Source organism: Streptomyces sp. NPDC020597, from assembly GCF_044335095.1.
Classification (GTDB): domain Bacteria; phylum Actinomycetota; class Actinomycetes; order Streptomycetales; family Streptomycetaceae; genus Streptomyces.
This window is the reverse complement of sequence record NZ_JBIRUL010000007.1, coordinates 189478-200955: the sequence shown is the minus strand read 5'-3', so window position 1 is coordinate 200955 and position 11478 is coordinate 189478. Positions and strand designations below refer to the sequence as shown.

Annotated in this window: 7 protein-coding genes and 1 pseudogene; 4 read left to right on the top strand and 4 right to left on the bottom strand. The window is 72.6% G+C overall.

Annotated elements, in window-relative coordinates; genetic code table 11:
• The first annotated feature begins 58 nt into the window (after nt 1–58).
• Complete coding sequence (locus ACH4ZA_RS15085; RefSeq protein ID WP_398429702.1) at nt 59–1546, top strand: APC family permease; 1488 nt, start codon at nt 59–61, stop codon at nt 1544–1546.
• Nucleotides 1547–1796: 250 nt separating this feature from the next.
• Here ACH4ZA_RS15085 and ACH4ZA_RS15080 read toward each other — a convergent pair whose 3' ends face one another.
• The gene (locus ACH4ZA_RS15080; RefSeq protein WP_398429701.1) at nt 1797–3113 is read right to left on the bottom strand and encodes a ferric reductase-like transmembrane domain-containing protein; all 1317 of its coding nucleotides are present in this window, start codon (nt 3111–3113) and stop codon (nt 1797–1799) included.
• Nucleotides 3114–3659: 546 nt separating this feature from the next.
• Between ACH4ZA_RS15080 and ACH4ZA_RS15075 the strand changes: the two genes are divergently transcribed.
• Nucleotides 3660–5174, top strand: coding sequence for a glycoside hydrolase family 43 protein (locus ACH4ZA_RS15075; protein ID WP_398429700.1), 1515 nt, complete (start codon nt 3660–3662; stop codon nt 5172–5174).
• A 69-nt stretch (nt 5175–5243) separates the two neighbouring features.
• Here the strand turns inward: ACH4ZA_RS15075 and ACH4ZA_RS15070 are convergent, their stop codons facing one another.
• The 3 genes from ACH4ZA_RS15070 to ACH4ZA_RS15060 form a co-directional block, all read right to left on the bottom strand.
• Nucleotides 5244–6923: a hypothetical protein gene (locus tag ACH4ZA_RS15070; RefSeq protein ID WP_398429699.1), complete on the bottom strand. Its 1680-nt coding sequence runs from the start codon at nt 6921–6923 to the stop codon at nt 5244–5246.
• A gap of 532 nt (nt 6924–7455) precedes the next feature.
• On the bottom strand, nt 7456–8292 hold the full coding sequence (locus ACH4ZA_RS15065) for an LLM class flavin-dependent oxidoreductase (protein ID WP_398429698.1): 837 nt from the start codon (nt 8290–8292) through the stop codon (nt 7456–7458).
• The gene (locus ACH4ZA_RS15060) at nt 8289–9170 is read right to left on the bottom strand and encodes an alpha/beta fold hydrolase (RefSeq protein ID WP_398429697.1); all 882 of its coding nucleotides are present in this window, start codon (nt 9168–9170) and stop codon (nt 8289–8291) included. Before ACH4ZA_RS15060 ends, ACH4ZA_RS15065 begins: the two co-directional genes overlap by 4 nt.
• A 94-nt stretch (nt 9171–9264) precedes the next feature.
• Here ACH4ZA_RS15060 and ACH4ZA_RS15055 point away from each other — a divergent pair, with 94 nt between their 5' ends.
• Both ACH4ZA_RS15055 and ACH4ZA_RS15050 read left to right on the top strand, forming a co-directional pair.
• Complete coding sequence (locus tag ACH4ZA_RS15055) at nt 9265–10161, top strand: LysR family transcriptional regulator (RefSeq protein WP_398429696.1); 897 nt, start codon at nt 9265–9267, stop codon at nt 10159–10161.
• Nucleotides 10162–10257: 96 nt separating this feature from the next.
• A pseudogene (locus ACH4ZA_RS15050) lies at nt 10258–11475 on the top strand (NF041680 family putative transposase); the annotation flags it as partial.
• Nucleotides 11476–11478 lie beyond the last annotated feature (3 nt).

The following is an 11478-nucleotide window of genomic DNA, read 5'->3' as shown; positions in this document are numbered from 1 at the left end:
CCGCGTGCCAGGGAAAGTCCCCTCCCCCGTCGACCTCACGCATCACGCGGAGACCTCCATGTCCGAGCCCCGCACCTCCCTCACCCCCCAGCAGCCCCCGGCGGCCTCGGGGACGGATCCGACCGGCCGGCTGCCGCGTGCCACCCTCGGCGTCAGCGACATCGTCTTCTTCGTCGTGGCGGCCGCCGCGCCGCTCACCGTCATGGCCGGCATCGCCCCGCTCGCGATCCTCTTCGGCGGCATCGGCGCGCCCGTCGCGTATCTGGCGGTCGGCGTCGTGCTGTGCCTGTTCGCGGTCGGTTTCACCGCCATGACGCCGTACATCCGCAACGCGGGAGCCTTCTACTCCTACGTCGCCCGGGGGCTCGGCCGCCCGGCCGGGCTCGGCGCCGCCCTGCTCGCCCTGTTCTCCTACAACGCCCTGCAGATCGGCACCTACGGGGCGTTCGGATTCTTCGCGGCCGCCACCGCCGACGACCTCCTGGGCGTCGACCTGCCCTGGCCGGTCCACGCCTTCGCCGGGATCGCCGTGGTGTGGTTCCTCGGCTTCCGGTCGATCCACGTCGGCGCCAAGGTGCTCGCCGCCCTGCTGATCGCGGAGACCGCCGTCCTGGCGCTGCTCGCCGGCGCGATCCTCCTCAAGGGCGGCGCGAACGGGCTGAGCCTTGCCTCCTTCGCCCCCTCCCATGTCTTCACCTCGCAGATGAGCGCACCGCTGGGTCTCGCCGTGGCCGCCTTCATCGGGTTCGAGGCCACCGCCCTCTACCGCGAGGAGGCCCGCGACCCCAACCGCACCGTGCCCCGCGCCACCTACCTGGCCGTCGGATTCCTCGGCCTGTTCTACACGTTCGTCGTCTGGGTCATCGTCCAGGCTTTCGGCGACGACGGGGCCGTCGGGACCGCGGCGCACAACCCCGCCGAGATGTTCTTCACCGCCATGACCCGCTATGTGGGCGGCTGGGCGACCGACCTGCAGCGCGTGCTGATCGTCAGCAGCCTGCTGGCCTCCCTCCTCGCCTTCCACAACGCCATCACCCGGTACGGCTACGCACTGTCCGCAGAGGGCGTCGCCCCCGCGGCCCTCGGACGCATCCATCCCCGGCACGGCTCCCCCTGGGTCTCCGGCATCGCGCAGACCGCGCTGGCGGCCACCGTCACGGCCATGTTCGCCGCGATCGGCGTGCACCCGTACAACGAGTTCCTGCTGTGGGTGAACACCCCCGGCGTCGTCGGCATCCTCGCGCTGCAGACGCTCGCGGCCTGCGCCGTGGCCGCCTTCTTCCGCCGCAGCCCCGGCGCGCACGCGGTGGGACGCCTGCGCACGGTCGCCGCACCGGCGACCGCCGCGCTCCTCCTCGCCGTGATCACCGGGCTGGTCTGCACGCGCCTCAATCTCTTCACCGGCGCCGCACCGCTCGTCAACTGGACGCTGATCGCGCTCACCCCGCTCGTCTTCGCGACCGGGGCGGTCCTCGCCCTGCGGATCCGCCGCAGCCGGCCCGACGTCTACGCCGCACTCGCCACCACCGACGTGGACTGCCTCTGACCGAGGGCACGGGGCCCCGTCGCGGGACGTGACGTCACCGCGGCGGGGCCCCGTGCCCTTGGGCACGGCTCCACGACGCCGGTCCGGACGCTCGACCCCGAACGGCGCCGACGGCCGGGACGACGACCGGGGCTGCGCGCCCGGCGTGCAGCCCCGGTGATCGTGGAACGGCGGGGTGCCCGGCACGCCGTGGACCGGCGGCCGGGCACCGCCCCGGGTGGGACGCGGGTGGGGCCGCCCCGGGCGGGTCTCAGGCCAGGCCGAACCGCTCGGCGTGCACCTGCCCCCGGGGGACCCGCAGGTCGCGCAGGGCGCCGAGCACGGCCGCGGTCATCGCGGGCGGCCCGCAGACGTACACGTCGCGTTCGCCGATGTCGGGAACCGTCGCCCGCAGGCTCTCCGGCGCGAAGGGCGCGCTGCCCTCTCCCGTGCGGCCGGTGAGCAGGTGCAACTGCCCACCGCGTTGCGCGACCAGGGTGCGCACCTCGTCGACGAGCACGGCGTCCGCCTCGCTGCGGACCCGGTAGAGCACGACGACGTCGCCCGACTGCTCCTCCTCCAGGAGGGCCCGGACCGGGGTGATCCCCACCCCTCCGGCGATCAGCAGCGCGCCGGGGCGTCCGCGGTGCAGCGAGGTGAACGCGCCGTAGGGCCCTTCGACGAACGCGCGGGTGCCGACCGTGAGATGCCGCAGTCCGGCGCTGGCGGCGCCGGCCGCCTTGGCGGTGAGCCGCAGCGTTCGGCCGTCGGGCGCCGCCGACAGCGAGAACGGGTTCGCCAGCCACCAGTGGTGGTGTTCGGGGAACCGCCAGATGCAGAACTGCCCGGCCCGGGCGGGCAGCTTGTCGAGGTGCCGGCCGGTGACGTGCACCGACACCACGTCGTCCGACTCCACCACCACCTCGGCGACCCGGAACCGGTGGTAGGAGTTGCGCCACACCGGCAGCACGATCCGGCCCACGACCAGGGCGCCGAACGCGAACAGCCACAGGGCCCACCAGTAGAGCTTCGCGGGCAACGACGAGCTGAAGGTCGTCGTCTCCTGCAGCTGATGGACGAAGGCCAGCCCCAGCGCCAGATACAGCAGCAGGTGCAGGCCGTGCCAGACCTCGTACCGCAGCCGCTGCCTCACATACCGGGCGGAGACCGCGGCGACCACCACGATGATCGCCGCGGCGAGCATCCCGAGCAGCGAGGCCGGCACTCCGGCCAGCGAGAAGAACGTCTTCGTCATGGACGTGCCGCTGAGATCGGCATAGCCCAGCACCACCAGCACGGCGTGGGTGAGGACGGTCCACAGCAGGGTGAAGCCGACCCATCGGTGCCACACCGTCAACCGGTCCATGCCGATACGGCGGTCCAGCCACGGCAGCCGTGCCACCAGCAGAAGCTGGAAGAGCATCAGCACGGCGGCGTGCAGGCCGAAGAACTTGGCGACGGTGAGCACACCGTTCTTGCCGGTCCCGGAGGTGAGGAACAGGGCCTCCACGATCACCGCGTTGATGATGACAAACGTCCACAGCGCCCACCGCGCCGCAACGACCGGAGGTATGGTGCTCTGCCGCACCCGTGAAATCGTCGCCTCCACCGCTTCCCCTCTTGTTCACGTGACGTACGTGTGCCGATCGCGGCACCGCGACGGTCGATGCTCCACAGGCCGGGTTCCGGCTCACCTGCCTCGACCCGCCGCCGTCGCTGCGTACGCTGGGTGATTAAGCCCTTAACCACAAGCTGTCCCTGGGTTGTTGGGACATCCGTGACCTGCCACGGCGCCGCGCTCGTCGTCGCGCTCGGGGACCTCGTCGCCCGCGCGCAGGACGCCGGTCGGGAATCGGGGCCGTATCGCACCCTCGAACCCCCGTCGATCGAAGCGCTTCGACAACGGCGCGATTCCTTGCGGCGTGTGCGAATCAGCCCAGCACGAAGCGGTATTGCCAACGTAGGGCAGCGTAGGGCACCTTGAGTGCGCGATGCCGGTCCGTTAGCTTACGCGAGGAAGTGAAGCGCTTCGACAGTCGCGCTCCGGCAGTCGACGGTCGCCTGCCGACCGACACCGCGCCTGCTTCACGTACCGCCGCGTCACCGACGAGATACCGACGAGAGGACCTCTCAGGTGCCCGCTCTGCGCCAGCCGGACGGACCCGTCGCCAACCCCGTGATCCCCGGGTTCCACCCCGACCCCAGCGTCTGCCGCGTCGGCGACGACTACTACCTGGCCTGTTCCAGCTTCGAGTACTTCCCGGGGGTCCCCCTCTTCCACAGCCGGGACCTGGTGCACTGGACCCAGATCGGCAACGTGCTGGACCGGCCGGAGCAACTGCGTCTGCCCGCCTCCATGCCCTCCTCCGGCGGGATCTACGCACCCACCCTGCGCCACCACGAAGGCCGCTTCTGGCTGATCGTCACCAACTGCAGCGAGGACGGCGGCAACCTGATCGTCACGGCCACCGACCCCGCCGGGCCCTGGTCGGATCCCGTCCGGGCGCCGGGCGTCCCCGGCATCGATCCCGACCTGGCCTGGGACGAGGACGGCGTCTGCTGGTGCACGGTCGCCGGCGTCTCGCAGGTCCGCATCGACCCGTTGACCGGGCAGACGTACGGCACTCCCCGCAGGCTCTGGTCCGGCGGTCCCGGCGCCAAGGCCCCGGAGGCGCCGCACCTGTACCGCATCGGCGAGTACTGGTACCTGCTCATCGCCGAGGGCGGCACCGAACGCTGCCACGGCGTCTCGATCGCCCGCGGCCCTACGCCCGCCGGCCCGTTCGAGCCGTGCCCGGCCAACCCGATCCTCACCCACCGGGGCACCGACCGTCCCGTCCAGAACACCGGGCACGGCGACCTCGTCCAGGGGCCCGACGGGTCCTGGTGGATGGTGCTTCTCGGCGTCCGGCCGGGCGGCGGCACACCGGGCTGGCACGTGCTCGGCCGGGAGACCTTCCTCGCCCCCGTGACCTGGGAGGACGACTGGCCGGTCGTCGGCGAGGTCGCCCTGGACCTCCCCGAACCCCCCTGGCCGCTCTCCCCCGGCCCCGCCGAGGAGCACCGGGACGACTTCGAGCTCGCCGAACTGCGCCCGTACTGGATCTCCGTGCGCGACCGGCCCGCCGAGCACTGCACCGCCAAGGAGCGCCCCGGCTGGCTGACGCTCCGCGCGCGGGGCGGCTCCCTGGACGAGCCCGACGTGGTGTTCACGGGCCGGCGCCAGCGGCATCCGTCCTGCAGGGCGCGCACGCTGGCCGACGCCGCGGACGGAAGCGGTGGTCTCGCCGTCCGGCTCGACGAGCGGCACCACTACGCGATCGAGGCGTCCGGCACGCGGGTGCGCGTGGTCGCCCGCGTCGGATCGCTGCGCACGGTCGTGGCCGAGGAGTCCGTGCCGGCCGGGCCGGTGGTCCTCGCCGTCACGGTCACGCGATCCCCGTCCCCGCACGGGCCGTGCACGGGGCCCGACCTCGTCTCGCTCGGCGTCGAACAGCCCGACGGCACGGTCTCCGAACTCGCGACCCTGGACGGCCGCTACCTGTCCACCGAGGTCGCCGGCGGCTTCACCGGACGCGTCATCGGCATGTACGCGGCGACCGGCGTCGTCCACTTCGACTGGTTCGACTACGAGCCGCTCGACGACTGAGCCGGGGCCGCGGCGGCGTCGTCGACGGCGGTCTTTGCCGGACGCCGGTCCGGCGGAGACGACGACCCCTCACCCTGCCGTCGGGCAGCCGCTCTCGTCGACGGACTCCGCGGCGTAGTCCGACGTCAGCCGGTACACGCCCGCCCGGGGCACGGTGAGCCGGGTCCACGGGCCGTCCGCGGTGACGCACGCTCCCTCGGCACGCAACCACGGCGAATACGCGATCCGCACGACGCTCGACCCGGCGCCGGGCATGCTCAGCGTCAGATCCGCCTCGCCCGCGCGCAGCAGTTCGGCCGGGGCGGAGACCAGCGGCAGAGTGTCGCGGACCCGGTAGACCTTCCAGTAACGGTCCTGCCAGACGGGCTCCAGCCAGCGCTGTCCCTCCTTGATCAGAGCCGTCTCGCGCTCCGCGGACCGATCGGGCGTGCCGTCGTGGAGGACGACGAAACCCACCGCCCAGTGACGCAGCCAGGCGTAGTACTGCGGCCCGTCCAGATGCCCTTCGTAGAACAGGCGTCCCCGTTCGACGTCCAGCTGCTGGTTCCAGCCCCGCATCAGCTCGAAGTGCGGACCGAGCAGGGTGGCCCCGCGATGGTCGTCGTCCGTCGGCAGCTCGACCCGCCCGCGGTCCGCGCCCAGCCGGTCGAGCGCGGCGATCACGCCGTCGGTGTGGGTGACCCAGCCCGGGACGGGGTCGGGGCGGCGCAGATGCGTCAGCGACGTCGCACAGAGGTAGGAGACGGACAGAGCCGTCACCAGGGCCATCGCCCGCATGCGGGTTCGCCGGCCCCCGTGCCGGAAGGCTCCGGAGCGGCGGTGCAGCGCGGCCGCGAGCAGCACCGCGGGCGCGAAGAGCAGGGCGAGGCGCTCCACGTTGTTGCCGACCGGCGAGGGGACCACCCAGGTCAGCACGACCCCGACGGCGTACACGACGCCGCTCGCCCGCACCACCCGCCACTCCCGCGGAGACGCCCACACCACGGCCGCGGACAGCAGCACGGGCAGGATCATGCGGCCCCAGGCCATGGGCTGTTCGCCCTGGAAAGGGAAGAGCAGGGTCGTCACACCGACGACGGCGACGGGCGGGAGACTCAGGGCGAGGCACTTGGCGTACTGCCGGTCGACCAGGTATCCGGCTCCCGCCACCAGCAGGAAGAGCCCGGCCACCGGGCTGCCCATGGTCGCGAACAGCGCCCCGAGCGCGGCGGCGGCGAGCCTGGCGGGCCGGGGCGCGCGATCCGCGACGGCGAGCAGGCCCGCGAGAGCGAAGGCCAGACCGAGTGCGAACGTGGTGCGGCCGAGCACGACGTTGTACCAGAGGCCCAGCGCGCCGACCAGCGCGGGCCACATCGACACGCGCGGAAGGGTGCGCTCCAGCAGCGTGGCCAGCAGCCAGGTGGCGCCGACCCCGGACAGCACGGAGACGGCCCGGACGCCGAACAGAGCCATCAAGTGCGGTGAGATGACGCTGTAGTTGACGGTGTGGACACCGCCGAACCAGAAGAGCCCGTACGGCGTGGCCGGGTGCCTGCCGACGAACCCCGCCCACGCGTACTGCGCGGCGAGGTCACCGCCGTCCGTCGCGAGAACGGCGTCCCACCCCCAGTACAGGGGGAGGAAGGCGGCGATGACGAGGAGCGGGACGCGGTACCTCGCCGATCCGGTCGAGCGGCGGTTCCGGCGCAGCGCCGGCAGGGACGGCCGCAGCGAGGAGGGGACCGACAGGGTGGAGGTCTGTGAGGGCATGATGGCTTTCCCGGTGCGGTACGGACGCGGTGCAGGTCCGGCGAGGAGTTCGCGGCCCCGAGGGCTCCTGGAACTCACCGGCCTGTACCGGCGTCACGGCCGGGCTTCTCCCGTCCGTCGCGCCCATGTGCCTGTCGCGCGGCACGCCGGCCTCGGGAGCCGCGCCGCCCGGACCGCGCCCGGCGGCCCGTTTCTCAGCCCGTGGTCGTCGCGCGGCAGGCCCCTGCCGGCGGGCCCCCCGTCCGCTGCGGCGGCGTGCGCGTGGAACGACGCCGCGCGGACCGCGCAACTCGCCGACGGCGCCAGCACCAGGAGGCCGACTTCATGCACTGAACTGCTCCGGAATCGGTGGAGGACCCGGACTCGGGCCTCCTGCCCGGCAGGCCACGGACAACAGCCGGTTCGCACCTCGCGACCATGATGTTGTGGACCACATCCCGGGCCGGCGACCCCCACCGGCTTGTGCAGAGGCTATTTCCACAGGTCAGCCACATGCAAGGCGCGTGCCGCGCGGAGGAAGAACCCGCTGGTCTCACCCGGTGCCGGGCCCGCCGGCGCCGGCCGGGCCGTCGCGGAGTACGCCGCGCACCCGGTCCAGCGACACGGTCTGCGGCGCGAATTCCGCCAGCCACCAGGTGGCGCCCGCTGCGGCGTACGGCGCCGGATCGACGCCGGGCGGGAGGGCGACGGCGATGTCGTACGGGCTCGTCCTCCCCTCGCGCAGACCGGCGAGGGTGGCGACGGCTTCGGCGAGCCGGTCCGGGTGTTGGAGGTTCACCGGGAAGAAGCCGTCGTGCCGGGCGGCGCGGCGCAGCGGTCCGACGTTGCCGGGCAGGCCCGCGGCCCACACGGGCACGCCGGGTCGCTGAACCGGCCTTGGCAGGAAGGAGACGCCGTCGACGGTGTAGTGCGGGCCGTGATGGCGCACCGGCCTGCCGGACCACGCCGCGGTGAGGATCTGCAGTGACTCGTCGAGCATGCGGCCCCGCCGCCGGTCGTCGAGTTCCTCGCCCGTCGCGCTCCACTCGCCGGCGAAGCGGTCGCTGCCGAGACCGACGCCGAGGGTGAGGCGGCCGCCGCCGAGCCGGTCCAGCGTCGCGGTCTCCCTGGCGACCTTGGGCGGCCGCCGGCGGGCGAGGGGGGTGACCATGGGGCCGAACCGCACGCGCCGGGTGGCGGCGGCGATCGCGGCCAGCGTGATCCACGGGTCGGCCACCCGCCGGACGGGCTCGCGCCAGCGCAGGTGGTCCCAGACGAACACCCCGTGCCAGCCGGCCTCTTCCGCCTCGACGGCCAGCCGGGCCACCGCCGAGGGGTCGGCGAGCTCCTCGAAGAGCGGCAGCCAGAGCGCCGACCGCAACGGGGTCATGTCCGGCCGCGCGCGGTGTGCCGGAGGAGGGCCGGGACGAACACGTCCCACAGCGGCTTCGGCAGGTCGTGCCCGGCGCCTTCCAGGACCAGCAGCGTCGCACCGGGAACCGCCTCGCACAGGGCGCGGCCGTGAGGGAGCGGGAGCACCGGGTCGTGGTCGCCGTGCACCACCAGGGTCGGCGCCCGGACGGAGCCGAAATCACGGGACGACCCGTCGAAGGACATCGCGTAGTGGTTGACGAGGGTGGAGGCGATGTCGCGGGCACGGGCCACGTCCTGCTCCACGAGCCTGCGCGTCGCGCTCTCGTCGAAATAGGGCGAGCCGCCCGAGCAGGCGAGTGCCGAGGCGACGACGAAGTCCACCACGGCGTCCGGGTCGGCGGGGTCCGGATCGGCGGGGATGCCGGCGGCGAGCTCGTCCGAGGAGGGAGGGAGTCCGTCCTCGCCGGTGGAGGTGGAGACGAACGTCAGGGACTCCACCCGGCCGGGGTGGTCCACCCCGGCGATGAGGCCGATTCCGCCGGCCATGGACCGGCAGACGAGGTGGGCGCGCTCGACGTCCAGGGCGTCCAGGATGCCGAGGGCGTCCCCCGCCAGGTCGGTGTACGTGTAGCCGGGCCGTCCCGGCGGGTAGCCGGTGGATCTGCCGGTGTCACGGTTGTCGTAGCGGATCACGTACCGGCCGCCCTGGGCGATGCGGGCGCACAGTCCGGTCTCCCACCACAGCATCGAGGCGGCGGCGCCGTCGATGAGGAGGATCGCCGGGTCGGCGGGGTTCCCGAAGGTCTCGACGCACAGCTCGACGTCGCCGACCTCGACGAGCTTCTCGCCGTGGGAGAGGCGGTGGGAGAGGTGAGGGGAAAGGTGATCGGTCATGAATGTCACGCTAGACCTGACAGTCCATCGTAAAAAGCGATAGTTTGCGATCGATTCGATCGTTGAAGCCGATCACTGCTGGTGGAGGTGGACCATGTCCGACGTCGAACTGCGGCACCTCGCCGCCATGGCCGCCGTGGCCGACGAGGGCTCCTTCGGCCGGGCGGCGGCGCGGCTCGGGTACACACAGTCGACGGTGAGTCAGCAGATCGCGGCGCTGGAGAAGGCCGTCGGCGGCGCCGTGTTCGACCGGCCCGGCGGTCCGAAACCGGTGCGGATCACCCCGCTGGGCGCGGTGGTGCTGACCCACGGGCGCGCGCTGCTGGCCGGATCCAGGGCGATGGCGGACGCCGTCGACCGGTTCAAGGCCGGCGACGGCCGGGTCGACATCGGCACCTTCCAGAGCGTGTCCAACGTGATCCTGCCGCTGGTCGTACGCAGGCTCCGGGACGAACACCCCGGCTGCGACATCCGGCTGTTCGAGGAGGAGACCGACCGGCCCCGGCTCGACGACCTCGACCTGATGTTCTTCGACGGCCGCGTCGACGGCGACGTCGAACACCGCAAACTGCTCGACGATCCCTATGTGCTGGTGGCCCGACGCGGCGTCTTTCCCGACGGTCCGGTGCGCCCGGCTCGGCTCGACGGCGCGCCGATGGTGGCGCACCCGCCGATCTGCGACCAGGCCCGGCTGGAGCGGGCGCTGGCGCGCCGAGGCGTCCGGCCGCAGATCGTCTGTCGTACCGCGGGCAACGAGACCGTGCTGTCGATGGTGCGCGCCGGCATGGGCTCGGCGGTCCTGCCGCGGCTCGCCGTCCGCGGCGCCGACCTCGGCTCCGACGCGTCACTGTGCGTCCACGCGCTCGAGCCGGGACTCCCTCCGCGCGAGATCTTCCTGCTGTGGCAGGCCGGCCGCACGCACTCGCCCCTCGCCGCGCGGGCGATCGAGATCGCCGTGGACGTCACGGGCGAGATCGCCGCCCGCCCCTGAGCGGACGCCCTCCTCCCGCCGGCGCACCCGACCGGCGTCGGGTCACCGACGGCCGGCGGCTCAGCTTGTTCTTTTTCTTCCGGCCTCGAACGGTGTCTCGACATGGATCGGCTGCGGACGGTGCTGTCCGGGCTGTCGCTGCCGCGTTTCGACGGCGGGCGCCTGGTGCTGGCGGTCGACGTGTCGCCGTGGCTTCGCTCGGACGCGCCGTGTTCGGCGGAGCGGTTGTTCTGCCACGTCTACGGCCGTGCGAAGACGGCGTCGCAGTTCATTCCGGGCTGGCCCTACTCCTTCGTGGCCGTGCTGGAGCCTGGCGCCACGTCCTGGACCGCGATCCTGGACGCGGTCCGGCTCGGACCGGTGGACGACGCCACCGCGGTCACTGCCGCCCAACTGCGGGGTGTCGTCGAGCGGCTCATCGCCGCAGGCCAGTGGCAGATCGCGGACCCGCACATCGTGATCGTCAGCGACGCCGGCTACGACGCCACCCGCCTGGCCTGGGTCCTGCGCGACCTGCCCGTCGAGATGGTCGGCCGAGTCCGCTCCGACCGCGTCATGCGTCTGCCGAAACCACCGAGGATGCACGGCGTCAACGGCCGGCCGCCCAAGCACGGCCCGGAATTCCGCTTCACCAAGCCGGAGACCTGGCCCGAGCCCGCGATCACCACCGTCACCGACACCACCGACTACGGCAAGGCCGAGACCCAGGCATGGGACCGAGTCCACCCAAGGCTCACCCACCGCTCGTCCTGGCTCGTCCACGACGGTGAACTTCCGTTGGTCGAGGGGACGTTGATGCGGCTGAAGGTCGAGCATCTGTCGAAGGACCGGGATGCCCCGCCGGTGTGGTCATGGTCCTCCAAGACCGGTGCCACCCCGGACGACGTGGACCGCTTCTGGCAGGCGTTTCTCCGCCGCTTTGATCTGGAGCACACCTTCCGCTTCGCGAAACAGACCCTCGGCTGGACCACACCGAAACTCCGTACCCCCGAAGCCGCGGACCGCTGGACCTGGATCCTGATCGTCGCCCACACCCAGCTCCGGCTCGCCCGGCCCCTCGCCGAAGACCTCCGCCGCCGCTGGGGGAAACCCGCCGCACCCGACCGGCTCACCCCGGCCCGAGTCCGCCGGGGGTTCAGGAACATCCGCGCTCACCTCGCCTGCCCGACCCGTGTTCCCAAACCCCGAGGCGCTGGCCCCGGACGGCCACTCGGCGCCAAGAACAAACACCGGGAACCCCGCTACGACGTCGGCAAGACCGTCAAACGCCCCGAGACCCTCAAGGCCATCGGCAAGCCCGGCAGGTCTTGGTAGATA